The 23,847-nt window shown below is 47.3% G+C and carries 27 protein-coding genes; 8 read left to right on the top strand and 19 right to left on the bottom strand.

All coding sequences use genetic code 11. From position 1 onward, the window contains the following. Positions 1-7: 7 nt before the first annotated feature. Positions 8-919, bottom strand: a complete 912-nt coding sequence (gene yedA, locus M2387_RS10185; RefSeq protein WP_259049825.1) for a drug/metabolite exporter YedA — start codon at positions 917-919, stop codon at positions 8-10. A 415-nt stretch (positions 920-1,334) separates the two neighbouring features. On the opposite strand from yedA, the gene dsrB reads away from it, so the two are divergent. Further along, entirely contained in the window at positions 1,335-1,523 is a 189-nt protein-coding gene (gene dsrB / locus M2387_RS10180; protein WP_259049064.1) for a protein DsrB, read from the top strand. Positions 1,524-1,809: 286 nt separating this feature from the next. Here the strand turns inward: dsrB and rcsA are convergent, their stop codons facing one another. The 14 genes from rcsA to fliF all read right to left on the bottom strand — a co-directional run bounded on the left by rcsA (position 1,810) and on the right by fliF (position 13,324). Further along, entirely contained in the window at positions 1,810-2,433 is a 624-nt protein-coding gene (gene rcsA, locus M2387_RS10175) for a transcriptional regulator RcsA (RefSeq protein WP_259049063.1), read from the bottom strand. A gap of 323 nt (positions 2,434-2,756) precedes the next feature. Then, on the bottom strand, positions 2,757-3,545 hold the full coding sequence (gene fliR / locus M2387_RS10170; protein ID WP_259049062.1) for a flagellar biosynthetic protein FliR: 789 nt from the start codon (positions 3,543-3,545) through the stop codon (positions 2,757-2,759). Next, a complete protein-coding gene (fliQ, locus tag M2387_RS10165) occupies positions 3,542-3,811 on the bottom strand; it encodes a flagellar biosynthesis protein FliQ (protein ID WP_259049061.1) in 270 nt (89 codons plus the stop codon). Before fliQ ends, fliR begins: the two co-directional genes overlap by 4 nt. A 10-nt stretch (positions 3,812-3,821) precedes the next feature. Next, positions 3,822-4,562, bottom strand: coding sequence for a flagellar type III secretion system pore protein FliP (gene fliP, locus M2387_RS10160; protein ID WP_259049060.1), 741 nt, complete (start codon positions 4,560-4,562; stop codon positions 3,822-3,824). Next, positions 4,562-4,942, bottom strand: a complete 381-nt coding sequence (gene fliO, locus M2387_RS10155; protein ID WP_259049059.1) for a flagellar biosynthetic protein FliO — start codon at positions 4,940-4,942, stop codon at positions 4,562-4,564. Before fliO ends, fliP begins: the two co-directional genes overlap by 1 nt. Beyond that, positions 4,943-5,353 (bottom strand): flagellar motor switch protein FliN, encoded by a 411-nt coding sequence (fliN, locus tag M2387_RS10150; RefSeq protein ID WP_259049058.1) that lies wholly within the window; start codon positions 5,351-5,353, stop codon positions 4,943-4,945. Further along, the gene (gene fliM / locus M2387_RS10145; protein WP_259049057.1) at positions 5,350-6,354 is read right to left on the bottom strand and encodes a flagellar motor switch protein FliM; all 1,005 of its coding nucleotides are present in this window, start codon (positions 6,352-6,354) and stop codon (positions 5,350-5,352) included. Before fliM ends, fliN begins: the two co-directional genes overlap by 4 nt. A 4-nt stretch (positions 6,355-6,358) precedes the next feature. Continuing rightward, a complete protein-coding gene (fliL, locus tag M2387_RS10140) occupies positions 6,359-6,826 on the bottom strand; it encodes a flagellar basal body-associated protein FliL (RefSeq protein ID WP_259049056.1) in 468 nt (155 codons plus the stop codon). Between the two features lie 191 nt (positions 6,827-7,017). After that, on the bottom strand, positions 7,018-8,145 hold the full coding sequence (locus M2387_RS10135; protein ID WP_259049055.1) for a flagellar hook-length control protein FliK: 1,128 nt from the start codon (positions 8,143-8,145) through the stop codon (positions 7,018-7,020). Continuing rightward, a complete protein-coding gene (gene fliJ, locus M2387_RS10130; RefSeq protein WP_259049054.1) occupies positions 8,142-8,585 on the bottom strand; it encodes a flagellar export protein FliJ in 444 nt (147 codons plus the stop codon). Before fliJ ends, M2387_RS10135 begins: the two co-directional genes overlap by 4 nt. A 12-nt stretch (positions 8,586-8,597) precedes the next feature. Then, positions 8,598-9,956 (bottom strand): flagellar protein export ATPase FliI, encoded by a 1,359-nt coding sequence (gene fliI / locus M2387_RS10125; protein WP_259049053.1) that lies wholly within the window; start codon positions 9,954-9,956, stop codon positions 8,598-8,600. Further along, the gene (gene fliH, locus M2387_RS10120) at positions 9,956-10,660 is read right to left on the bottom strand and encodes a flagellar assembly protein FliH (protein WP_259049052.1); all 705 of its coding nucleotides are present in this window, start codon (positions 10,658-10,660) and stop codon (positions 9,956-9,958) included. Before fliH ends, fliI begins: the two co-directional genes overlap by 1 nt. After that, a complete protein-coding gene (gene fliG / locus M2387_RS10115; protein WP_259049051.1) occupies positions 10,653-11,645 on the bottom strand; it encodes a flagellar motor switch protein FliG in 993 nt (330 codons plus the stop codon). The genes fliH and fliG overlap by 8 nt, the downstream gene beginning before the upstream one ends. Beyond that, entirely contained in the window at positions 11,642-13,324 is a 1,683-nt protein-coding gene (fliF, locus tag M2387_RS10110) for a flagellar basal-body MS-ring/collar protein FliF (RefSeq protein ID WP_259049050.1), read from the bottom strand. The genes fliG and fliF overlap by 4 nt, the downstream gene beginning before the upstream one ends. Before the next feature lie 227 nt (positions 13,325-13,551). Between fliF and fliE the strand changes: the two genes are divergently transcribed. The 4 genes from fliE (at position 13,552) to yedD (ending at position 16,127) form a co-directional block, all read left to right on the top strand. After that, the gene (gene fliE, locus M2387_RS10105) at positions 13,552-13,869 is read left to right on the top strand and encodes a flagellar hook-basal body complex protein FliE (protein ID WP_259049049.1); all 318 of its coding nucleotides are present in this window, start codon (positions 13,552-13,554) and stop codon (positions 13,867-13,869) included. Positions 13,870-14,213: 344 nt separating this feature from the next. Then, complete coding sequence (locus tag M2387_RS10100; protein ID WP_259049048.1) at positions 14,214-14,456, top strand: hypothetical protein; 243 nt, start codon at positions 14,214-14,216, stop codon at positions 14,454-14,456. A 338-nt stretch (positions 14,457-14,794) separates the two neighbouring features. Beyond that, complete coding sequence (locus M2387_RS10095; protein ID WP_259049047.1) at positions 14,795-15,649, top strand: MurR/RpiR family transcriptional regulator; 855 nt, start codon at positions 14,795-14,797, stop codon at positions 15,647-15,649. A gap of 49 nt (positions 15,650-15,698) precedes the next feature. Further along, the gene (gene yedD, locus M2387_RS10090) at positions 15,699-16,127 is read left to right on the top strand and encodes a lipoprotein YedD (RefSeq protein WP_259049046.1); all 429 of its coding nucleotides are present in this window, start codon (positions 15,699-15,701) and stop codon (positions 16,125-16,127) included. 10 nt (positions 16,128-16,137) lie between these two features. Here yedD and fliT read toward each other — a convergent pair whose 3' ends face one another. The 3 genes from fliT to fliD are packed head-to-tail and all read right to left on the bottom strand — an operon-like array spanning position 16,138 to position 18,377. After that, complete coding sequence (gene fliT, locus M2387_RS10085) at positions 16,138-16,527, bottom strand: flagellar protein FliT (protein ID WP_259049045.1); 390 nt, start codon at positions 16,525-16,527, stop codon at positions 16,138-16,140. After that, a complete protein-coding gene (gene fliS, locus M2387_RS10080) occupies positions 16,524-16,937 on the bottom strand; it encodes a flagellar export chaperone FliS (protein WP_259049044.1) in 414 nt (137 codons plus the stop codon). The genes fliT and fliS overlap by 4 nt, the downstream gene beginning before the upstream one ends. 12 nt (positions 16,938-16,949) lie before the next feature. Continuing rightward, positions 16,950-18,377: a flagellar filament capping protein FliD gene (gene fliD, locus M2387_RS10075; protein ID WP_259049043.1), complete on the bottom strand. Its 1,428-nt coding sequence runs from the start codon at positions 18,375-18,377 to the stop codon at positions 16,950-16,952. Positions 18,378-18,615: 238 nt separating this feature from the next. On the opposite strand from fliD, the gene M2387_RS10070 reads away from it, so the two are divergent. The 3 genes from M2387_RS10070 (at position 18,616) to M2387_RS10060 (ending at position 23,159) form a co-directional block, all read left to right on the top strand. After that, positions 18,616-19,920: a FliC/FljB family flagellin gene (locus M2387_RS10070; protein WP_259049042.1), complete on the top strand. Its 1,305-nt coding sequence runs from the start codon at positions 18,616-18,618 to the stop codon at positions 19,918-19,920. 303 nt (positions 19,921-20,223) lie between these two features. Beyond that, positions 20,224-21,501, top strand: a complete 1,278-nt coding sequence (locus M2387_RS10065; protein WP_310572769.1) for a FliC/FljB family flagellin — start codon at positions 20,224-20,226, stop codon at positions 21,499-21,501. Positions 21,502-21,806: 305 nt separating this feature from the next. Further along, positions 21,807-23,159 (top strand): flagellin N-terminal helical domain-containing protein, encoded by a 1,353-nt coding sequence (locus M2387_RS10060; RefSeq protein WP_310572768.1) that lies wholly within the window; start codon positions 21,807-21,809, stop codon positions 23,157-23,159. Between the two features lie 56 nt (positions 23,160-23,215). Here M2387_RS10060 and M2387_RS10055 read toward each other — a convergent pair. Further along, a partial coding sequence (locus M2387_RS10055) for an IS4 family transposase (protein ID WP_259049041.1) occupies positions 23,216-23,847 on the bottom strand: 632 nt, incomplete at its 5' end.

Here is a 23,847-nt window from a genome sequence, read left to right as displayed (position 1 = left end):
CCAGAGACTATTCTCTTATCTCTGAAGGTGAGGCCGGTGATTTTTCTGGAAATAAATATTTACCTAGCGTCACCAGAACAACAGCAAAAATAATTACACCAAGCGCCAGCCATTCAATCGGTGATAAACTTTCGCCACCAAAACCCGTTCCTAAAAGAACCGCTACCACGGGATTCACATAGGCATAACTGGTAGCGACGGCGGGGCTAACATTGCGAATCAGATACATATATGCGCTGATAGCAATGATAGAGCCAAAGATTGACAGATAAGCAACCGCGAGTAAACCAGCGGTATCTGGCATGGCGGTAAGCCGTTCACCTGCAAGCAGCGAGGCTATCAGCAGGACAATACCTGCGGTTACCATCTCAATCGCACCTGCCATCATTCCTTTGGGTAACTCAATACGAGAACCATAAACGGAACCAAACGCCCAGCTAACTGAACCTAGCAAAATTAACAGCGCGCCCCAAGGATTGCCATTAAGGTTACCACCACTGTTCAGTAAAACAATCCCGACTAAACCTATCGCGATACCAAGCCATTCCAGTTTACGAGTTTTAATACCAAAAAAACGGCTGAAGCAAAGGGTAAATAGTGGAACCGTGGCGACCATAACGGCAGCAATACCAGAAGGAACCAGCTGATGTTCTGCCACAGTGACCAGGCCATTACCGACGGCAAGAAGCAAAACACCAATCAACGCGGCATTTAATAGCGGACGTAATGGTGGCAGCTTGTGCCCCTTTAATAACAGTACAGCCATCAGAAAGACACCCGCACCGATAAAACGGACGCCTGCCATCAATAGCGGTGGCCAGCTTTGTACGCCTATAGCAATGGCAAAATAGGTTGACCCCCAAATGATATACAAAGAGAAAAGTGCCGCTATTAAGGGTAGTAATCGAGCCGATCGCAGATGCATACATCCTCGTGATATTTCAATAAAGCCAGTAAGTTAACGCTAAAAAAACACAGATAGCGAGCATTATAGTTGTTGTCAGAATGTTGGTTTTTATTGACAAGGCAAGCATAACTTGCGCAATAAAACAGGATTAGCCTGGCATATACCCTAAAACAATTCGAGTTACCAGTGAGCATCAGGCCCTGTCTGTTGATGAGTATAGGAAAACCACGTGATTTTCTTGACTTTCAGGAGCTTACTTGAGACTGCATTTCCAGATTTTCCTTTGAAAAATCATTAATAATATTGATAATGATTTTTACTTAGCTGATTTAGAAAACTGGCTTAGCAAACAGGCTACCTGATACCATACTAAGAATAGTCAGTACTTTATTAAATAAGATTGCACAGGAAAATGGGAGATAAACTTATGCAAATCAATGATCGTGTTACGGTGAAGACAGATGGCGGCCCAAGGCGATCTGGTGTTGTAATGGCTGTTGAATCTTTCAGCGAAGGAACCATGTATCTGGTCTCACTTGAAGATTACCCTTTAGGGGTTTGGTTCTTTAATGAGGAAGGTCACCCGGATGGCATTTTTGTTGAAAAAGGAGAGTAACAGACTCTGAACCTCCCAATACCAATGGAGGATAAATGGTTATCTGTTACGTTATGGCCATTTCTTATATTCTTTGCCCGTCATCATGCAGGGCACAGATATATTTTTCTACTATAAAACGCTTATATAAAATATATATGACACATTTACCCTTGGCACCAGGAAACTTCAATAAGTTCAACTTGATTATTTTCATTTTTCGCAGGTTTAATACTCAGTGACCTGTGTTATTGGTCAAAATTCGCATAAATAAAAACACAGGCCTGCTAAATATGGCTGTTAAAAATTAGCTGAGTTTAATAACAATACCATTGGTCATGTTTTCAGTTAGTCGTGCAACATGAAAAATGACTTTTTTATTATGCGTTTTTATCTTTCGCTTGATATTTCCTTTGTGTGATGAAACAGTCTTAGGTTTTACTTTCATTTTTTCGGATATTTTATTCGTGTCCTGCCCCTCCATCCAGAGTTTTAAAATGCAGTTTTCAGTTCTACTCAGCGTTAATACTGGTATGTTAATGCTGGCAATGCATTGCCCGTTTCTTTGTAAATAACCTTCTAAAATTTCATCCAGGAACTCAGGTTTAATTGATTTAGAACTGATCAGTAGATTGTTTTTTACACGCAGAAATGCATCAAAGCTTGCATTGGCAATAGCCATAAAAACCAGGAATAGAGTCTTTTCATGCAGATTAATAGTTTTTTTTATCTGGTAACTATGCTCTGCATTGTGAATAAAACAGTCCTCATTAATAAAGACTACACGTGGAAATGAGTTTTGACAGGCATCTGTCAGTTCAGCTATTGTCTCTACATTAGAAATATTCTGACTATTTATTCCTCTACTAGTCAGATAAGAGATAAGTCCTTGCTTAGTATAACTACACGAGTCCATGATGACTATCGACATAATAACCCCAATTCTGAATATCTTATTACTGCTCTAATTCTACGTACGGTGTCTGGTGTTCTTTGAATAAATAATAGTTGTTAACCCGTTTCGATATATAATATATTCCGTTTGATAAGCTATACTTTCGTCATTAAGCATGATTAGTAAAAAGTGAAAACACTATTCTGTAAAGTAGATTATTGTTTTTCAGGAATTTTCGCAGCAAACACGTATAAAAAAAGAGGGTAATTTTTTCTTTAAAAATTAAATGTGATGAGGTTTATCAGTTCTTTTTGACTATTACTAAATATTCAATTGAAACTCTTTTATCTTGGTTTTTCTTAGTCGGATGCAGGAAGTTCGTGGATAATATTAGCGAGGAGATCAAATATTGTACTGAATAAATGTTCGACAAAAGGAGCAACCAGCGGCATCATTGCGGCAAAAACTAACATACCAACTGATAAGGTAACAGGAAAGCCGATAACAAAAACAGAAAGTTGTGGTGACATTCTGTTCAGCATCCCAAGGGCAATATTCAGTGTGAGCAGTAGAGTAATAAGAGGTAAGGCGAGCATTAAACCATTAATGAAAATAAGTCCGGCAGAACGCGTTAATGTCATAAATACCTGACTATTAATTGACACAACACCAACGGGCAAGGTATGAAAAGTATCAACTAGGATAGATATAAGCCATAAATGGCCATTGAAGGTTAAAAATAATAGTATCGCCAGTATATCCAAAAATCGGGCAAGAACGGGCATATTAAGGCGACTACCAGGATCAAAAAACGTCGCAAACGAGAGTCCCATTTGTAAACCGACAATTTCTCCGGCTGTGCGGACGGCTGCAAAGGCAAATTGCATCGTGAATCCCAGAGCGACACCGATTAATAGCTGCTGCATCGCAAGCCAGAAACCATCGGCCGAGAAAATAGTAATATGTGTCGCGGGCAGGGAAGGTGCGATAATGACCGTTATCATAATACCTAACGCTATCTTGACGCGTTTAGGAATACTACGTTCGCTCAGTACTGGCGCTGTCATTATCAGTGCTAACACCCGTAACAGTGGCCAGAAATAGTGATTTAACCATTCCAGCCACTGATTGCTGTCAATCTGTATCATCCAATGATATAGGGTAAATTGGTTAACAGAGTGCGCATATAATCAAGCAATAGATTAAGCATCCACGGCCCGGCAATCACAATAGTGATAAATACAGCGAGGATTTTTGGAATAAATGACAGGGTCATTTCGTTTATTTGCGTTGCGGCTTGCAGCAAACTGATAACCAGACCACTGAGCAATGCGACTAACAGTAATGGGGCAGCCAGCGCCAGAGCGACGGTCATGGCCTCGGTCCCCATCATCATTACGGATTCTGGCGTCATTTCACTTTCCCTAACTATAGAAACTTTGTGCTAAAGAACCGACCAGTAACTGCCAGCCATCCACCAGAACAAACAGCATGAGTTTAAAAGGCAACGCTATGGTTGCCGGGGGAACCATCATCATCCCTAGAGACATCAGTACACTGGCTATAACCAGATCGATGATTAAAAACGGAATAAAGACGGTAAAACCAATCTGGAAGGCGGTTTTTAATTCACTGGTGACATATGCAGGTAGCAAAATACGCATTGATACAGCTTCCGGACCTGGCAGAGGAGGGGTGTTTGCCAGGCGGGCAAACAAGGCCAGATCGGCTTCACGGGTCTGGCGTAGCATAAACTCCCGCAGCGGTTCCGCACCGGTTTCCAGAGCGGTTTCAAGACTGATTTTATTCTCACTGAAGGGTTTATAGGCGTCGCTATAAATTTTATCAAATACAGGCGACATGATGAAAAAGGTCAGAAAAAGTGACAGGCCAATCAACACTTGGTTCGGCGGTGCTGATGGCGTACCTAATGCATTACGAAGTAAGCCAAAAACGATGATTATCCGTGTAAAACTGGTCATCATCAGCAAAATCGCAGGAATAAAGGTTAACGAGGTAATAAATACCAGCGTTTGTACGGGCAGTGACCAGCTTTGTCCGCCGTTTGCCAGTGGCTGGCTTATCAGGCCGGGTAACTGGGCAAAGGTTGCGCCGGGTATAACCAAGAGTAACAGGATAAGTATGCGGAGCCGTCCCGATTTCATCACGCTTTCCCGCTACGTTTTAACAATTTTTTCATTATATTTTGGAAATCAGCAGAATTATCCTGTGCTACAGGCGGTTCGTTTTCCGGGCTCTGCGGCAGCGTATGTAAGTGGGTGATTTGTGAGGCGGTTACACCCAATACCAGTCGGACATCCTCAATATCGACCACGACCACACGCTCCCGTGGTCCAAGATTCGCACTGGCACGGATCTGTAGTGTTTTTTTACCTGCCATACGGGCACCCATAAACCCAAAACGCCGGGCAATCCAGGCAGCAAGTAAAATCAGTAAAACAATGCCCCCAAGCGCAGCGCTCACCGATATTAACGGTGAGTCAGTATGTGCGGGGGCAGAGAGAGCAACGGACTGGGTTTTCATTTAGCGACTCAGACGACGCATTCGCTCAGAAGGCGTAATAATATCGGTAATACGGACACCGTATTTATCAGCGACTACCACCACTTCACCCTGAGCGATTAAGTAACCGTTAATCAGGATATCCAGAGGTTCCCCGGCAAGGCCATCCAGTGCGACGACAGAACCTTGAGTCAGGCGAAGCAGCTCTTTGATGGTCATACGGGTTCTGCCCAACTCAACAGTGAGTTTGACAGGGATATCCATTATTAAATCAATATCTTGCAGATTTCCGGCTACGCTATTGTCTTCCAGTGCACGAAAGACATTATCCGCAGTGCTTTTACTGGCAACTTTTTGTTCGTTTAAAGCATCAGCCCACAGGTCGTCCACTGAATCAGGGATATCATTGGACGGTTGATTAATGTCACTCATTTGAGCTGTTCCTCGTTCAGCGAATTCAAGACTGGGTTGATCAAATGTTCAACACGCAGGGCATACTGACCATTCATCGTGCCATACTGACTTGTCAGCACCGGCACCCCATCTACGTGGGCAATGATGCGTTCTGGTTTATCTACAGGCAGTACGTCACCGGGTTTGAGTTTGAGTATTTGCGATAAACGCAGTGGGATGTCAGCAAAGTTTGCAATTAATTCCAGTTCTGAATGCTGGACCTGACGCACTAACGTATCGCGCCAGCTTTGGTCTTCCTGACGCGAGTTTTCCAGTGGTGGGTTAACCAGTAACTCGCGTAGCGGTTCAATCATGCTAAACGGCAAACAAATGTTAAATTCACCGGTCAGGTTGCCTATTTCCACATGGAAGGGCGTATTAACGACAATGTCATTCGGTGAGGTCGTGATATTAGTAAACTTCACCTGCATTTCTGAACGGACATACTCAATATCAAGCGGATAAATCGCTTTCCAGGCATCACTGTAAGATTCCAGTGCCAGTTTGAGCATGCGGTTGATAACACGTTGTTCGGTATGAGTGAATTCACGTCCTTCAACTTTAGTCGGGAAGCGACCATCTCCACCAAACAGGTTATCAACGGCAATAAAGACCAGGCTTGGAGAAAACACAAATAAACCGGTACCACGTAGCGGTTTAAGATGGATCAGGTTGAGGTTAGTTGGCACCGGAAGATTACGGGCAAACTCAAGATATGGCTGAATACGAATTGCGCCGACAGTAATATCCGGGCTGCGTCGCAGAAGGTTAAATAACCCCATGCGAAACTGACGGGCAAAACGTTCATTGATAATTTCGAGCGCCTGTAAACGCTCTCGAATAACACGACGCTGCGTATTAGGATCATAAGGCCGAATATTGGAGTCGCTGCCAGGATTTTCTAATGGCAAAGCGCTACTGTCGCTGTCGCCATTCAACAACGCATCAATTTCGGCCTGGGAAAGAATACTATCGCCCATAAAGTTATCGCAAAATGAAGGCGGTATACAGCACGTCGCTGACTACCTGTGGGTTTTTTCCGGAAACCAGCGGGGTCGCCAGCGTAGATTTTATCGCCTCAACTAACTTCAATTTTCCGTCTTCGGTTGCCAGTGCATTGGCATCCTGACGTGAAAACAACAGCAATAACCGACTGCGCACTTCGGGTAAAAACTCACCCAGACGCAGACGAGTTTCTTCTTCATCTAAGCGTAAAGTCACACCAATGTACAAAACACGATCGGCGTCACCCAGATTCACGGTGAACGTATCCAGAGCATAAAAAATAGGCGCAGCAGGGGGTTTCGGTGCCAGTTCTTGCTCCACACTAACTTGCTGTTGCAGACGCCAATAGCTATAGCCTGCGGTTGCGCAAGCTGCAAGAGTGATCAGTACCAGTAACGGCATCCATACGGTGCGAAGGCGGCCTTTTTTCGAGGCGGTATCAGTCATTGAACGCTTTATTCCTGTATCGTTACAGCTGTAACACAATTATCCCGTGTCTTGCGGTGGTCAAAGCGTTGAAAAAGGCTATTTAATGTCTTCACCTCTGGCGTTTGCCCGCAAGGATACCCGGCATGCTTTCCGCTACCGGGGTGAGGGCTTGCTTGTCACCCGTTGAATCAGAGACTATCTCTGCCTGTTCAGGCAAAAATATCGACAGCTCCTTTATTCTGCGCCAGCCGCTCTAATGTCTCACTTACGGCCAAAGGGGTATCATCCTCAGGTGATTCCAGGGTGAAAGTTCCGCTCTGTCGGGCGTTTTGCTGTTCTTGCTGAGGGGTCTGCTGTTGCGGCATAGATCCTTCATCACTGACTTGGCTCTGGCTTAACTGCACACCGCTTTCATTCAGTGAGGTGCGTAACATTGGCAGGGCGGCTTCAATCGCTGCGCGGACATGGCTGTGCGGCGACATAATTTGTAGCTGTAGCTGGTTATCATCCAGTTTTAAACTGATCTCGACTTTACCCAGATGTTCCGGATGTAAGCGTAACTCTGCGTGCTGCTGCCCCTGGCGAGTAAACAGCATGATTTGCTGAGATAATTGCTGTTGCCACTCCTGGCTGCCTAACTGAGAATTCAGTATTGGCGTAGCGGGTACCGTCAGAGGCGCCCCGGTAGAAATGACAGGCGCACTGCTACTGACCGGCGGACTCAAGGGAATCTGATTATCAACCACCTTCAGGTTAGTCTGGGCATCTGCTGGCACAAAACGTCCGGCAGCCACATTCTCAGCTGTCAGAGGTCGTGATTTGTCGGTATCGACAGTTTGTGTGGCGGCGGATTGCGGATTAGCAGTAAGGGTAATATCCAGCCCTTTGGCAGTAACCGGCGGTCTGGCAGGGAGCTTGTCTGTCGCCACCGGAGAGTCGCGGGTGGATAATTCCTGCTGAGGTAGCATGGCAAATAACGCTGTTATCGCCTGCAAGTCAGGGTCATCACCCTCGTCTGTTTTATCACTTGCTGTAAGTAACGTTTTTGTCACTGGCAGGGTTTTTCCCTGAGGAGCCAGCAAAGCCGCCAGAGCATCTTGCGGTTCAGCAGCCAGTTTCTCAGTCACTTGCTCCAGCGTGAGCTTAATACTGTCATTTTTAACGGCGACTTTACGTAAAACGGCCTCTTCAACATCCGGTTTAAGACCTGCCGTTTTAGCCGCTCGTACGAGCTGTAAAAAGTCTGCTGGAATCTCTTCGCCATCACTTATCTGACTTTCCGGTGCGCCGGGTTTATCAACCAAACTTTGTTGTGTCACATGGGGCAGAGTTATCATTCACCTTTCCTCTGGGTGGCGCGCTGGGCATACTCATCCATTTGTTTCTGGTCGAGTTTATTTTCGGCAAGTAATGCAGCCGTTGCTTTTCTTTCCTGCAATGTTTGCCAGGCCTGCAACTTTTTCTTCTTCTCACGCCATGCATCAAGTGCCTGGTCAACTTTACGATTCCACTGCATCAATTGCTGGCGATGCTGTTCAATCGCTTTTTCCAGCGTTGAAATAAATTGCTGGTAGTTATGCCAGCGAGCATTCGCCATGCCCTGGGACATATTAGTGTTAAGGGAACTACGATACTCATCCTGATAATTAACCAGCATATCGAGCTGCTGTTCTGCATGCTGACAGCCACGGCGCATATCACCGAGCATGATGGCTGCCTTTTCCACTTCCTGTGAAGCGAGCTCACTTAATGTATCCAGTGCGCTATATTGAGCCATGTTTATCCTCTATCACATTGCGGGAAATAATGTCTCTAAGGTCAGACAAGATTCTTCCCAGCCAGCACGTTCATCGATACCCTGTTGCAAAAAAGCTTCCAGCGCAGGCCAGAGGATAATGGCTTTATCCAGCATCGGATCGCTTCCTTTCGCATAAGCTCCGACATTGATCAAATCGCGGTTGCGCTGATAGTTGGAGAGCAACTGTTTAAAATGTCGTACTCGCGCATAATGTTCACTGCTAATGAGTGAAGTCATGGCACGACTGATAGAGGCTTCAATATCAATCGCCGGGTAATGGCCTGCTTCAGCTAAACGCCGTGATAAGACGATATGTCCATCAAGAATGGCGCGTGCTGAGTCAGCAATCGGATCTTGCTGGTCATCTCCTTCGGTCAGCACCGTATAAAAAGCAGTAATGGATCCGCCGCCTTCAGTGCCGTTACCGGCTCGTTCAACCAGTGCGGGCAGCTTAGCAAATACGGAAGGCGGGTAACCTTTGGTCGCCGGCGGTTCACCGATTGCCAGAGCAATTTCACGTTGCGCCATCGCATAACGTGTCAGGGAGTCCATAATCAACAAAACATGCTGGCCGCGGTCACGGAAATCTTCCGCAATACGTGTCGCATAGGCGGCGCCTTGCATACGTAGCAGAGGAGAAACATCCGCGGGGGCGGCAACCACCACGGAGCGCGCACGACCCTCTGCACCGAGGATATTTTCAATAAAATCTTTTACTTCACGCCCACGTTCACCAATCAGACCGACCACAATGACATCGGCTTCGGTATAACGCGCCATCATGCCAAGTAACACACTTTTGCCGACGCCTGACCCGGCAAACAGGCCCATACGCTGACCTCGACCAACAGTCAGTAAGGCATTAATTGGACGGACACCGACATCCAGTACCTGCTCAATCGGCGTTCGTTGTAATGGGTTAAAGGGGGTCGAGCCCAGCGAGCCATGGGTCGGTGTTTCAGGAGAGGGTAAGCCGTCGAGCGGGCGACCACTGCCATCCAGTACGCGTCCCAGCAAACAAGGACCAAGTGGTAACTGTTTACCACCCTGTTTACTGTTCATGGTTGCAGCCCTGGCATAGACGCGAGCGCCGGGTAAAATACCCTCGACCTCTTCCAGTGGCATCAGAAATAGTCTCTGGCCGTTGAAACCGACGACCTCACTCTCAATATCACGTTCATGTTGCTCAATGATACAGGTAGCACCCAGGGGTAACTGGAGTCCGGTGGCCTCCAGTACCAGACCGGTTGCACGCGTCAGACGGCCGTATTGCCGTATGGCAGGGAGTTGAGCCATACGGGTCTCGAAGTTATCAAGAGTATCGAGCCAGCGTGTCAGTCGGGCTGTCATTACAGTACTCCTGGTGCCGCCAGGCGACACAGCTCCTGCCAGCGAGTGGCGACGCTGGCATCCAAATCGCCTTCATCAGCAGAGACTTTACAACCGCCCTGATGTAAGGATGGATCGCCGCGTAACCGCCAGCCGTGCAGACTCAAGGTTGCCCCCAGTACATCCTCAACGCGCTGTAAGTCATCCGGGTGTACACGTAACTGAGGCTTACCGCTAAATAAAGGTTCCTGTGCCAGCAAACCCTGAATCTGTTTTATCAGGGCGGTACTGTCGACGGCGGGGGTCTGACCAATCACCTGACGCGCGGCTTCCAGTGCCATCTGCATTAAACGTGAGGCAATCACACTGTCCAGTGCATCAAGGGTATACTGGAATTCACTGACCAGCTGTTGCATGCGGGCATGGATCGGTGCCTGCTGCTGCTTTGCTTCAGCAATACCTTGTTCCAGCCCTTGCTGAAAGCCGGTTTTTCGGCCTTCTTCCAGCCCTTCGCTATGACCGGCGGTAAAACCGGTGCGCTGCCCTTGTTCATGCGCCTGCATCTGAATCATGGCCAGTTGTTGAGCACTATCCATTTCTGGAGAGGGCTCTCCTTGCTGGTCCAATTCAGGATCAGCCTCAACGGGTTCAATATGTTCAAATTCCGGTTTCGGAAAGGTGAAATCATCCGGTATCCATGGTTTCCAGGGCTGCGCATCAGACATAGGTGTCCTCGCTGGTACCAATGACCATTTCGCCCGTTTCTGCCAGTCTGCGGACAATCAGCAAAATCGCTTTCTGTTCGTTTTCGACCTGAGACAAACGGACCGGACCGCGGTTATTCAAGTCATCACGCAGAATATCGGCGGCACGTTGCGACATATTGCGCAGGAATTTCTCGCGCAATGGCGGTTCTGAACCTTTCAGTGCCACCAGCAGTGACTCGGACTCCACTTCCTGAAGCAAGCGCTGAATACTGCGATCGTCCACAGCGACCAGATTTTCGAACAGGAACATCTCGTCGATAATTTTCTGTGCCAGCTCGCCATCAAAGTCACGTACCGCGCTAATAACCGCTTCTTCCTGCTGCGTTTTCATTAAGTTAATGATTTCAGCTGCGGTTCTTACGCCGCCCATTTTGCTGCGTTTAAGATTCTGACCATCCAGTAAGTTATTCAGTACTTCGGTCAGTTCTGCCAGTGCGGCAGGCTGTACGCCACCAAAGGTGGCAATACGCAGCATAATGTCATTGCGCGCACGTTCATCGAACAGCGCTAAAATATCCGCCGCCTGGTTGCGTTTTAAATGCACCAGAATAGTGGCAATAATCTGCGGATGTTCATCACGAATCAGATCGGCCGCACTTTGCGGTTCCATAAAGTTCAGTGTTTCAATGCCGCTGGTGGTATCACGGGTCTCGAAAATATCTTCAAGCAGAGTGGCCGCACGTTCGGCGCCCAGCGCTTTTACCAGAACCGAGCGCAGATAGTCGCTCGCATTGACGCTCAAAGCAGCAAACTGCTCAGCTTCCTGTTCAAACTCAGCTAACACCTCGGTAAGGACTTTGTTCGAAATTTGCTGAACATTGGCCATCGCGGTACTCAGGTGCTGCACTTCACGCGGATTAAGATGTTTAAATACTTCGGCTGCACGATCTTCGCCGATGGTCATCAGTAAAATCGCACTTTTTTCCGTTCCGGTTATGCTCATAGCTCATCACTCATCCATTGGCGGATCACCAGCGCAACGACGCGAGGATCACTATCTGACAGATCGCGAACACGCTGGCTCATTATTTCAACACCCAGGCGCTGATTCACTTTACGTTGTTGTATTTGTTCATCACGGGTCAGATGCACGGCTACCGCAGGTTCTTCGGCTTCTTTACGTGCCTGTTCCACTTCGCTGGCCAGTTTTATCGCTTCGGTACGTTGAGTGATCAGCGGTCGTATCGCTTTCCGCCACAGTAACCAGACCACCAGCAGAACCAGTAACCAGCGTCCTGCCGAGAGCAGCAGATCGAAGAATTTCTGCGACTTCCAGAACGGCAGACTTTCGAGGGTTTCATCTTCAACTGCACTGAATGGAGAGTTAACGACATTCAGGGTATCGCCACGTGTGTCAGAGAAGCCCATCGCTTCGCGGGTCAGACTCTCAATTTGTTTTAACTGATCTTCACTCAGCGGGGCAGGGGCTCCATCTGCCTGCTGGCGATAATTAATCACGACGGCTACGGACAGGCGCTGAACATCACCCACATTGAGGCGGGTATGACGAATCGTCTTATCTACCTCATAGTTGGTTGTTTCATCCCGGGCGCTGTTGTGGCTGCCATTCTGGGTGGCGGCAGTGGTTGCACCCTGTTGATTATTACCTTGTGCATTTGGCTGGGCAGGGGTGGTAATCGGAGCTGCATTTGCGGGTGCTGGCTGATTAGATAACGCACCCGGGACGCCGCCCGGGAACTGACCATTTGACTGGTCGCTTTGATTTAACTGGCGTGAACGAACCGCGCTCTGCTCAGGATCTCCGTTGGGGCGATATTGCTCTTCGGTCTGTTCTTTGCTGGCAAAGTCAATTTGTGCCGTGACCTGAGCATGAACGTTACCGCTTCCGACGATGGGAACCAGAATAGACTCAATACGACGCTGATAACGACTTTCAACATCCATGGCGTAATTTAATTGAGTATCATTGAGTGCGCGCCCTGGTGTTTCAGAGCGAGTCAGCAAATGCCCTCCCTGATCGACTAACGTCACATTACCCGGCGGTAAACCTGCGACAGCACTGGAGACCATATGCACGATAGCATTGACCTGGCCTTCATCCAGCGCCCGGCCGGGTTCCAGATTTAAGGTTACTGAAGCGGAAGGTAATTTTTGCTCACGGACAAACAATGAAGGTTTTGGCATCGCCAGGTGGATACGGGCACGTTTAACCGGGCCGAGAGTTTCAATCGTCCGTGCCAGCTCACCTTCCAGTGCCCGCTGATAATTCACTTGCTCGCTGAACTGGCTGATACCAAATTTTTCTTTATCCAGCAGTTCAAAGCCAACCGCGCCACCTTTTGGTAACCCTTGCTGAGCCAGGCGCAAACGTAAATCATAGACTTTATCGTCAGGTACCAGGATAGCACTGCCATTGTCTGAATAACGATACGGAATATTCATCTGCGTCAGTTGCGTGACAATAGCCCCGCCGTCCTGGTCAGATAAATTATTATACAGTACTCGATAATCAGGTGTTTTCGCCCAAAGAACCAGGGCGACAATAATCGCAACGGCAGCAGCTGCGGCCACTATGAGAGGGATCTTCGGATTAGCGCGCAGGCTGCTTAACCACTCAGTTGCCTTAGCCGGTGGCGTTGGTGCCTGTGTTGCGGCCGTCATTCAGCACCTCGTCGCACAGCGTATACAGAGTCATTCGAATAAAGAGTGAACACAAAAGGCTCCCTGAGAGACAGTTACAGCAAAAATGCCACAATATGGCAGCATCATTATTTTCTTTTTAGGGAATTTCTATGGCTGAATTAGCCCGGTTTTTTGTATCTAATTAGCGCCTTTACTCTGCTGGTAAGATGTTAATCTGCTTGTGATTAACCAACAGGGGAAACCAGATGGCCATTCAGGGTATTGAAGGCGTGTTGCAGCAACTGAAAGCAACCGCTGTCCAGGCACAACAAATCACACCGCAACCACTGGCAGCAGGTAGCGTGAATTTCGCGGGTGAATTAAATGCGGCGCTTGGTCGTATTAGTGAAGCCTCGAATACAGCCAGAACTCAGGCAGAAAAATTTTCTCTTGGTGTTCCCGGAATCGGACTGAATGACATGATGGTCGATCTGCAAAAATCCTCCGTATCATTAGCGATGGGTGTTCAGGTGCGTAATAAGCTGGTTAGCGCCTATCAGGAAATGATGAATATGCAGGTGTAGTTGTTAATATAGAGTTGTGAAGATGTAGTTATTTAAGCTATTTGATTGTAATTGAATAGAAACGTGTATTTGTGAATAAGGCTCTTTTTATTTTTGCGAAAAAACACGTCAACATAATATTACTCTCCGGGTCAGATTCATTCGACCTGATGGTGCGCAAAACTTTTAGCGCAGTATCAATAAGAATATTAACTCTGTCATTACCTCGAAACGAAACATTAAAGATTTCGCTGACGCTGCCGATGAGTCACTTAAGTGGATATCGCCTGGTTTAGCTATTAAGAGAGGGCTGCACCGCTGCTGTGAAGTTGAACGTTAACTTATTCCTGTTGTAGAGGTAGTTTATGAAATGGTACTACAAAGCACCCATCGCACTGTTCGTTATTAGCCTGGCCGGCGGATTTATCTGGAATGCCGGGCACAATAACGCTTTGTATCGGGCTGCTCAGGATGAAATCTATGGACAGCGTAAGGTGATAGCCAGGCAGGCGTTTGACTTTAATCGGTTTAATCAGGTCGCTGATTTTAACCGTCGAAATGATGCATTTATTGTTGCTGCTAAAGTGGAAAAGAAAGCCATCGAATAACATTCATCGCCCTCAGGGGCGATGTTTTCACCGTAAAATTATCGTTCTGATAAAGCCTACTTGAGTCAATCCATATTCCTTCTTCTTTTTTTCTCTTCTTTGATTAAGACTCTGTGAGTAAATCGATTTTTTGTATTACTCCTCGTGAATATTCGTTATCAATGACCACAATTATCTTAGCAACAGTACCCGGTGACTTCTGCCTTTAGCACCGTTATTAATCCAGGTCATGAAACCCGCTGATTTTCGTGAGAATCGCTTACGGTTTGGTTGGAAATCCGGTACTTTTGTAATAATCGCTGGATTTTCGCTGCTAATCACAGGAGTAAGACGACTTTATGACCCCGCAAGAAATGCTGGAACAGAAGACGGTTTTATTGACCCCCGAACTACAGCGTGCTGCGGACTTTATTCGCCAGTATCCTCAGGATGCGATGACCTTATCTATGCGCGCTTTTGCCGCCCAGGTAGGTGTGAAACCCGCAACCTTATTACGCCTGGCGCAGCGCCTGGAATATTCCGGGTGGGAAGCCTTTAAACAAGATTTTGTTCAGACTCTGGGGCTGAACCCAGAAAGCTATCAAAGTCGGGCCAAAAAGCTGTTAAGCCATAGCAGCTCAACCACGCTTTATCAGGCCATGTTTGATGCGCATAACGAAAACCTGCTGGAGACCCGGCAACAAAATCATCAGCAAATGAGTGCTGCGATTGAAGCCCTGTATCGTGCCGAACATGTCTATGTCTGTGGTTTTCGGGCCAGTTATCCGGTGGCTTATACCCTGTTTTACAGTTACCGGTTATTTGAAAAACACGTTTCGCTGATTGACGGCCAGGCCAGCAACTATGAGGTCTTTACCCGCGAGCTGACCACGGATGACGTGGTGCTGATGATTGGATTTTCACCTTATTCCCGGGAATCGCTGGACGTACTGGAAGCCTCTCGCCGTGCCGGAAGTCAAATCGTCGCGCTTACAGACTCCCCGCTATCACCCCTTGCGAAGTCTGCGACCCATACGCTCTACTTTTCATCCCATAGTCCTTCATTCTTTCCCTCCGTTGTCGCCGCTATGGGAATGGCCGAGTCACTGCTCGCACTGCTGGTTACCCGTTATGGGGATAAAGCAGTAGGGCAGATAGCCAGTGCTGAACAATTCTTTTTCTCTTGCGGGGCCTGGGTAAAAGCAACTAACTAACGGTATTGCTGCTAGAATCTGAACTTATCCGGTTAATAAGGGGATGAGGATGAAACAAGGATTACTGATAGCAGGACTATTGTTGCTGGCAGGCTGTGCTGAGGTAAAAGAGTATTCTGATGTGATTGCGCATCCGGCACCCGCCGGGTTGACGGGGTACTGGCAGTCAGTCGGCCCGCAAAGCGAGCTTATCAGCCCCGAAGCGCAGGCATCACTGGTAGTCACGCCAGACGGAACAACTCTCGACTGCCGCCAGTGGCAACGGGTGATAGCTGTATCAGGTAAGCTATCCCTGAAGTCAGATGGTGAGAGCTGGCAAAATAGAACCGAGAAAGGTGATATTTACTCCCTGGCGCCGCATGATAGTCAGCTGAGGTACGCGGGAATGACCCTACAGCGCGTGAGTAAGCTTACAAGCGAATGTACTCAGGCCCTGCAAACCTTGCAAGTGGTCACTGAGCAACAACCGCCGTCCTGATCCCTGGCGACTATAACTCGCTGGTTGCCACCGGGTCGGTATCCGGATTACTGGCGGGTAGCAATAGCATACCCGCCAGGCGACCGTAAGCGAGATTCACCGACTGCTGCTGATTGCCCTGATGAATCAGCACCTTTAGCTCATCCATCCGCTCCAGTAATAGCCTTTTAACTTCGGCTTCATTTTCCAGTAATTGGCGCAAAATGTCCCGCACTCTGCCGGGAAAGGGGCTGTCAGCGGCATTAACATTGCTGGCAGAAAGCGCATTCACATGCTGAATATAATTCAGTTCTCCGTCAATTAACGCCTCCCACTGTTGAGTTCTGGCCATAATAAGCATTTGGTTACTTAGCAGCAGTAACTGCTGCCAGTCCGCAAGAGAAGAAGAAGTGGCTATCATTGCTGCATATCCTGGGTTAAACCAGCAGAAGGATTAATTTGATTCCACGCATCAGCGATACCCCCAAGCAAACCCTGTACTTCGGTGAGCGCATTTTTATCGTTGCGAAGATTCGCTTCCAGCAGACGGCGCACCATATAGTCATACAGACTATCAAGGTTACCGGTTAACTCACCGTTAACCGAATGATCAAGACCGGCTTGCAGGCCATTGGTAATAATATTTACAGCCTTTGAAATGGCCTGGCTCTTACCCGGGATATCCCCCTGATCCATCAGGATCTCAGCTTTTTTTAAGGCGCTACCTGCGCCTTCAAATAACATCACCACTAACTGATAGGGTGAGGCGCTTAGTACCGCACTTTCCAGGCCCACTTGGGCGTATGCATTGACTCCGGCGCGATTATACATCTGTGTATCCTTCTATGAACTCATTGCTTCAAACTGCTTGGTCAGATAGTTACCGGTATTTGTCAGCTGATTCACCATTTTATCGAGTTCGGTAAACTGTTTTTTATAGCGCTCAATCACACTATTAATGCTGACATTGGTGGTTTTAATCTTGTCATCAATATTTTTCAGGCTTTTATCAATACCGTTGGTGGCATTTTTTATTGCCCCATCACTGGCCAGAACGCTGGTTAACAGCTTATTAACCTGGACACCAAAGCCTGTTTTCTCACCATCACCGATAAAGAATTCGGTCACGCTGGCTGGCTTCTCATTGAGCGCTTTATCCAGCTGGGTATCATCGATACTCAGTCTGCCGCTAATATCCTGAGTGAGACCCAGTGAGGCAAGGTTACCAAACTCACCGCTTTGCGATGAGCTGAGCAGGGAGCGTATTTGTGTCTGAATGCCACGCAAAGTGCCATCACCCAGCAGATCGCCATTACTACTATTTTGTGTCGTACTGTCTTTATCTGCCTGGGTATATTTTGTCTGCGAATCAATGGTGGTTTGCAGCGAGTTATAGGCATCGACAAAGGTTTTTACCGCAGCTTTCATTGGCGCGGTATCTTTGGTGACGGTTAATGTTTCCGCTTTATCCGCTTCAGTAACGGCCGTTAAATTCAGAGTGATCCCTTCCGGCGCGCCGGTAATGGTGTTACTGCTGCGAGTGATGGCAATATCATTAATTTTTAACTCGGCATTTTTAGCGGCAACTTTTTGTTCCATGCCATTTGTACTGGCCGCTTTGTCGTAACCGATTTTTGCCTGCAGCTCGTCATCACCGGTGACTGCAATAGTCATGGCATTTTTTTCACCGGTATCACGGGCCGTAAAGGATAAATGGAAGCTATTATCATCCGCCTGAATAATGCTGGCTGTGACGCCACCCTGTTGCTTATTCACCGCGTCGCGGATCGCTGTCAGCGAGGTTTGATCGTCGCTGAGTGACACTTTCATCGTTTTTTGGTCATCGCCAGTGCCCTGAGTAAATACCAGAGTACGGGGTTCTGCCGCGGTACTTTTTACGGTACTTAATGCGGCATCTTTACTGTCAAATTTGCCGGAAACTAACGACTGTGCCTGAGCCAGTTGGGTAACCTCTACGGAATAGTTACTTGCAGCGGCGTTAGCGTTAGCATCAATAGTAGCGGTAAATGCCTTATTGGTACTGGTCACTTTGGTGGTGGCGATATTCTGCGCTTTTGATAAGGCTTCTGCCGCACTTTGCACTTTTTGCACAGAACTCTGTACCACGCTCCAGGCCGTCAGTTTGGCTTTATATGAGCTTTGCTGGGTGGTAAGGGGGGTGAGTCGTCCTTGCTCTGCCTTCGTTAAATCATCCAGTAAATCACCGAGTTTCAGATTGGAACCCACTCCAAGTGAACTGACGCTTGCCATACTATGTTCCTTAATTAAACGAATACCAATGGCACAGTTATCGGCACCCGTTACAGGAAGTTTAATAAAAAAGCATCTCGGGCAATAGCGAGGTTAAGCGGGGTTTAATGGGGTATTTCATCTTTCAAGGAATTTAAAAAAGCTAAAGATCGTTTGAGAGGAGTCGATAACGGTATCAACGGCAAGCAAGCCGTAGGCCCGCAGCCTGAAACTTAAACTTATAGAAAGGAATACGACTATGGCAGTAATCAGTACTAACAGCTTGTCGCTGATGACCCAAAACAACCTGAACAAATCCCAGGCTTCTCTGGGCAGTGCCATTGAGCGTTTATCTTCTGGTTCACGTATCAACAGCGCCAAAGATGATGCATCTGGCCAGGCGATTGCCAACCGTTTTACCTCTAACATTAATGGTCTGACTACTGCAGCACGTAATGCCAACGACGGTATTTCTATGGCGCAGACTGCTGAAGGTGCGTTGAGCGAAATCAACAACAACTTACAGCGTGTTCGTGATCTGACGGTAAAAGCGCAGAACAGCTCTAACTCCGCCTCTGATATCGACTCCATCCAGTCTGAAGTTAACCAGCGTATGGAAGAAATTAACCGCGTTACCAAACAAACCGACTTTAACGGCATCAAAATTCTTGATAACCGTGGCGGTGACGATAAGGCGTATAACTTCCAGGTTGGCGCTAAAGACGGTGAGCAGATCAATATCGATATTAAAGCGAGTTCTGGCTGGAACCTGGCTGCTGCAAATACTGATAAAACTTCAAGTGCATCATTGAATAAAAATGACGCCAGTTTAGCTACTGCAAAAACGCAATATACTGCTGCAGAGACAGCTGGGTATGATGCAGATATAGAGAGACAAACTTTAGATAAAATAGGTTCTTCAGCTGCTAAAGCCGCTTATGTGACTTATGATACTACTGTTGATGCTACTGAAAAAGCTGCGGCTCTTGTTGCATATAAAACTGCCGCAGGAATTGATTCTGGTGCGACCTTCAGTGCAGGTGATCATACTGCATTGAAAGCATATTCTGAAGCAGCAACGCCATCAGCAGCGCAAGCAACTGCTGCTTTGACGGCAGTTGACGGAAAGATTTCTAAATTTGACACTACTGCTGCAAAAGAAGCAGGCGCTGCTGCGGGTGCTGCGGCCGTGACTGCTGAAGGAAAAGTTGTCAATGGTAGTCTGCGTACTGTTGCAGCAACCGGCTTTGACGTTCTGACCGGTACCGTTGACTCTACTGGTGCAACCGACGGTAGTCCGCTGGCTGATATCGACGCCGCAATTAAATCTGTCGATGAGCAACGTAGCTCCCTGGGTGCTTCCCAGAACCGTTTTGAGTCTACCATCTCTAACCTGAACAACACCGTTAACAACCTGTCTTCAGCCCGTAGCCGTATTGAAGATGCAGACTATGCGGTAGAAGTGTCTAACATGTCTAAAGCGCAGATCCTGCAGCAGGCGGGTACTTCTGTTCTGTCTCAGGCCAACCAGGTTCCTCAGGCAATGATGTCGCTGCTGCGTTAATATTAGCCATTTATTTTGAATATATCTCTAAGACATAATTAAGAGCCATATTCATTACTCTTTTTTCTAAACTGAGCGGAAAATATTGCCATCTTTTTTCCGCTCATATTTTTAATGAAATTATCAATTCAACAAGCAGAGACCTCTGCATCTGCCTTTCTTATCGATTCTCTCATTAGAGCACTTCAGTAATTTTTCCTTTCCTGAAAATAGATTAAAGGCTTGAGGGATGTTGCCGATAACAAAAAATATCTTCGTAGATCTACACGCTACATTGACAACACTTACTGAAGGAATACGATTATGGCAGTAATTAGTACTAACAGCTTGTCGCTGATGACCCAAAACAACCTGAACAAATCCCAGGCTTCTCTGGGCAGTGCCATTGAGCGTTTATCTTCTGGTTCACGTATCAACAGCGCCAAAGATGATGCATCTGGTCAGGCGATTGCCAACCGTTTCACCTCTAACATTAATGGTCTGACTACCGCGGCACGTAATGCCAACGACGGTATTTCTATGGCGCAGACTGCTGAAGGTGCGTTGAGCGAAATCAACAACAACTTGCAGCGTGTTCGTGACCTGACGGTTAAAGCGCAGAACAGCTCTAACTCTGCCTCTGATATCGACTCCATTCAGTCTGAAGTTAACCAGCGTATGGAAGAGATTGACCGTGTTACCAAGCAAACAGACTTTAACGGTATCAAAATTCTCGATAACCGTGGCGGTGATGACAAGGCGTATAACTTCCAGGTTGGCGCTAAAGACGGCGAGCAGATCAATATCGATATTAAAGCAAGCTCAGGCTGGAACCTGGCTGCTGCTGGTGTGGATGGTACTTCAACTGCATCACTGAATAAGAATGGTGCTGATTTAGCCACTGCAACAACTGCTTATAACACTGCGCACGATGCGAATCTTAATACCCAGGTTCTGGCTAAAATCGATACTGCTGATGCTAAAACTGCTTATGATGCTTACACTGCAGCTGCTGCAGGTACGGCTAAAGATACCGCTCTTGCTGCATATAAAACTGAAGTAGGTATTGATTCTAAGACTACTCTTACAGCTGGCGATCATACTGCACTGGCGGCTCTTTATGCTACTGGTACCGCAGCTCAGAAAACGACTGCAGCAACCGCAATGCAATCTAAAGTCTCTGGTATTGATACCGAAGCTGCAAAAGTGGCTGGTGCAACCGCTGCTGAAGCAACGGCAGGAACTGTCGTCAATGGTAGCCTGCGTACTGTTGCAGCAACTGGCTTCGACGTTCTGACCGGAACGGTTGACTCTACTGGTGCAACCGACGGTAGCCCGCTGGCTGATATCGATAAAGCTATCAAAGCTGTCGATGAGCAACGTAGCTCACTGGGTGCGTCTCAGAACCGTTTTGAGTCCACCATCTCTAACCTGAACAACACCGTGAACAACCTGTCTTCAGCCCGTAGCCGTATTGAAGATGCAGACTATGCGGTAGAAGTGTCTAATATGTCTAAAGCGCAGATCCTGCAGCAGGCAGGTACTTCTGTTCTGTCTCAGGCCAACCAGGTTCCTCAGGCAATGATGTCTCTGCTGCGTTAATTTTAGCCATCTATTTTGAATATATTTCTAAGACATAATTAAGAGCCATATTCATTACTCATTTTTTCTAAACTGAGCGGAAAATATTGCCATCTGTTTTCCGCTCATATTTTGAATGAAATTATCAATTCAAGAAGCAGAGACCTCTGCATTTGCCTTTCTTATCGATTTAATCATCAGAAGTACTTCAGTAATTTTTCCTTTCCTGAAAATAGATTAAAGGCTTGAGGAATGTTGCCGATAACAAAAAATATCTTCGTAGATCTACACGCTACATTGACAACACTTACTGAAGGAATACGATTATGGCAGTAATTAGTACTAACAGCTTGTCGCTGATGACCCAAAACAACCTGAACAAATCCCAGGCTTCTCTGGGCAGTGCCATTGAGCGTTTATCTTCTGGTTCACGTATCAACAGCGCCAAAGATGATGCATCTGGCCAGGCGATTGCCAACCGTTTTACCTCTAACATTAATGGTCTGACTACCGCTGCGCGTAATGCCAACGACGGTATTTCTATGGCGCAGACTGCTGAAGGTGCGTTGAGCGAAATCAACAACAACTTGCAGCGTGTTCGTGACCTGACGGTTAAAGCGCAGAACAGCTCTAACTCCGCCTCTGATATCGACTCCATCCAGTCTGAAGTTAACCAGCGTATGGAAGAAATTAACCGCGTTACCAAACAAACCGACTTTAACGGCATCAAAATTCTTGATAACCGTGGCGGTGACGATAAGGCGTATAACTTCCAGGTTGGCGCTAAAGACGGCGAGCAGATCAATATCGATATTAAAGCAAGCTCAGGCTGGAACCTGGCTGCTGCTGGCGTGGATGGTACTTCAACTGCATCACTGAATAAGAATGGTGCTGATTTAGCCACTGCAACAACTGCTTATAACACTGCGTACGATGCGAATCTTGACACCCAGGTTCTGGCTAAAATCGATACTGCCGGTGCTAAAACAGCTTACGGTGACTATAAGACAGCAGCGACTGCTGCAACTGCCGCTGCTGCTGCTTCAACTGCTGCTCCTGGTGACGTAGGTTTAGCTGCAACAGCTGCGACTACTGCCGCTACTCAGGCTACTGCCCTCGCTACGTTTAAAACTGCTGCAGGTATTGATTCTAAGGCAACTCTGTCAGCTGGCGATCATACTGCGCTGGATGCCCTGTATGGCGCCACTCCAACCGCTGCTGAGAAAACTGCTGCAACTGCAGCAATGACAGGTAAAGTTTCTGTAGATACTGAAGCTGCAAAAGTGGCTGGTGCAACCGCTGCTGAAGCAACGGCAGGAACTGTCGTCAATGGTAGCCTGCGTACTGTTGCAGCAACTGGCTTCGACGTTCTGACCGGAACGGTTGACTCTACTGGTGCAACTGACGGTAGCCCGCTGGCTGATATCGATAAAGCTATTAAAGCTGTCGATGAGCAACGTAGCTCCCTGGGTGCGTCTCAGAACCGTTTTGAGTCCACCATCTCTAACCTGAACAACACCGTGAACAACCTGTCTTCAGCCCGTAGCCGTATTGAAGATGCAGACTATGCGGTAGAAGTGTCTAATATGTCTAAAGCGCAGATCCTGCAGCAGGCAGGTACTTCTGTTCTGTCTCAGGCCAACCAGGTTCCTCAGGCAATGATGTCTCTGCTGCGTTAATTATTACTCAGCATTTAAAACCCGCTCCGGCGCTGAGGGATCCCCACAAATCAGCGCTAATAAACCAGCACCATATTTTGGTAGGTTTTGGCGAGGTGGTTAAGAATAGTGCTCAGCACTGTTCGTTTTAAAATTAGCGGAGAGTGTCGCAAGACATTTTCCGCTAATGTCAGATATGAAATAACCCGTCGTGACTTAAGGCTATTAGCCTGATACCTCAGATGTAACCCTTTATTTTCAGCATGATAGCCAATAAGCCACAACACGATTGTACTCAGTGTTGCCAGCAAGCTCAGTACCCGTATTCTCCCGGCAGTTCGGCTGTAACAGGCACGCAGACCAAAACCAAAACGTTCACTTTTCTCATCCCGGAAGTTCTGTTCTATCTGCATTCGACGACTGTATAACTTCATGATTTCACGTGGCTTAAAATCATTTGCGCTACTAAAAAGTAGCCACGGTTCTTTTGCTGAAGAACGTCCGTCTTTTATCTGTGATTTACGACGTATTCGACAGCGTGAGTACTTGTGCCTCCGGCCTTTCGTTTCTTTTTTATGCAGGTAAAAATGACCATCACACCGGGCATATTCGGCGCGAGCCAGCGTCCCCGGCCCTATGTATTCCGGTTTACTGCTGGCCTGCAGCTCCTGACGCTTGAACCAGTATTCACCTTTACTGTTCAGGCGCA

The organism is Klebsiella sp. BIGb0407 (assembly GCF_024807845.1).
GTDB lineage: Bacteria > Pseudomonadota > Gammaproteobacteria > Enterobacterales > Enterobacteriaceae > JGM124.
The sequence above is the reverse complement of the archived record's forward strand: the minus strand, read 5'-3'. Positions and strand labels throughout refer to the sequence as shown.

What these genes read in the sequence shown, in the direction of transcription:
- fliN (WP_259049058.1), bottom strand. Translation starts at nt 5,353, where the DNA reads ATGAGTGACATTAATCAACCGTCCAATGATATCCCTGATTCAGTGGAC.
- fliP (WP_259049060.1), bottom strand. Translation starts at nt 4,562, where the DNA reads ATGAAATCGGGACGGCTCCGCATACTTATCCTGTTACTCTTGGTTATA.
- fliQ (WP_259049061.1), bottom strand. Translation starts at nt 3,811, where the DNA reads ATGACGCCAGAATCCGTAATGATGATGGGGACCGAGGCCATGACCGTC.
- M2387_RS10065 (WP_310572769.1), top strand. Translation starts at nt 20,224, where the DNA reads ATGGCAGTAATTAGTACTAACAGCTTGTCGCTGATGACCCAAAACAAC.
- fliR (WP_259049062.1), bottom strand. Translation starts at nt 3,545, where the DNA reads ATGATACAGATTGACAGCAATCAGTGGCTGGAATGGTTAAATCACTAT.
- M2387_RS10100 (WP_259049048.1), top strand. Translation starts at nt 14,214, where the DNA reads ATGAAATGGTACTACAAAGCACCCATCGCACTGTTCGTTATTAGCCTG.
- fliM (WP_259049057.1), bottom strand. Translation starts at nt 6,354, where the DNA reads ATGGGCGATAGTATTCTTTCCCAGGCCGAAATTGATGCGTTGTTGAAT.
- fliG (WP_259049051.1), bottom strand. Translation starts at nt 11,645, where the DNA reads ATGAGCATAACCGGAACGGAAAAAAGTGCGATTTTACTGATGACCATC.
- fliL (WP_259049056.1), bottom strand. Translation starts at nt 6,826, where the DNA reads ATGACTGATACCGCCTCGAAAAAAGGCCGCCTTCGCACCGTATGGATG.
- dsrB (WP_259049064.1), top strand. Translation starts at nt 1,335, where the DNA reads ATGCAAATCAATGATCGTGTTACGGTGAAGACAGATGGCGGCCCAAGG.
- M2387_RS10060 (WP_310572768.1), top strand. Translation starts at nt 21,807, where the DNA reads ATGGCAGTAATTAGTACTAACAGCTTGTCGCTGATGACCCAAAACAAC.
- M2387_RS10070 (WP_259049042.1), top strand. Translation starts at nt 18,616, where the DNA reads ATGGCAGTAATCAGTACTAACAGCTTGTCGCTGATGACCCAAAACAAC.
- fliD (WP_259049043.1), bottom strand. Translation starts at nt 18,377, where the DNA reads ATGGCAAGCGTCAGTTCACTTGGAGTGGGTTCCAATCTGAAACTCGGT.
- M2387_RS10135 (WP_259049055.1), bottom strand. Translation starts at nt 8,145, where the DNA reads ATGATAACTCTGCCCCATGTGACACAACAAAGTTTGGTTGATAAACCC.
- fliI (WP_259049053.1), bottom strand. Translation starts at nt 9,956, where the DNA reads ATGACAGCCCGACTGACACGCTGGCTCGATACTCTTGATAACTTCGAG.
- fliS (WP_259049044.1), bottom strand. Translation starts at nt 16,937, where the DNA reads ATGTATAATCGCGCCGGAGTCAATGCATACGCCCAAGTGGGCCTGGAA.
- fliT (WP_259049045.1), bottom strand. Translation starts at nt 16,527, where the DNA reads ATGATAGCCACTTCTTCTTCTCTTGCGGACTGGCAGCAGTTACTGCTG.
- fliE (WP_259049049.1), top strand. Translation starts at nt 13,552, where the DNA reads ATGGCCATTCAGGGTATTGAAGGCGTGTTGCAGCAACTGAAAGCAACC.
- fliJ (WP_259049054.1), bottom strand. Translation starts at nt 8,585, where the DNA reads ATGGCTCAATATAGCGCACTGGATACATTAAGTGAGCTCGCTTCACAG.
- yedD (WP_259049046.1), top strand. Translation starts at nt 15,699, where the DNA reads ATGAAACAAGGATTACTGATAGCAGGACTATTGTTGCTGGCAGGCTGT.
- M2387_RS10095 (WP_259049047.1), top strand. Translation starts at nt 14,795, where the DNA reads ATGACCCCGCAAGAAATGCTGGAACAGAAGACGGTTTTATTGACCCCC.
- rcsA (WP_259049063.1), bottom strand. Translation starts at nt 2,433, where the DNA reads ATGTCGATAGTCATCATGGACTCGTGTAGTTATACTAAGCAAGGACTT.
- fliF (WP_259049050.1), bottom strand. Translation starts at nt 13,324, where the DNA reads ATGACGGCCGCAACACAGGCACCAACGCCACCGGCTAAGGCAACTGAG.
- fliO (WP_259049059.1), bottom strand. Translation starts at nt 4,942, where the DNA reads ATGAAAACCCAGTCCGTTGCTCTCTCTGCCCCCGCACATACTGACTCA.
- fliH (WP_259049052.1), bottom strand. Translation starts at nt 10,660, where the DNA reads ATGTCTGATGCGCAGCCCTGGAAACCATGGATACCGGATGATTTCACC.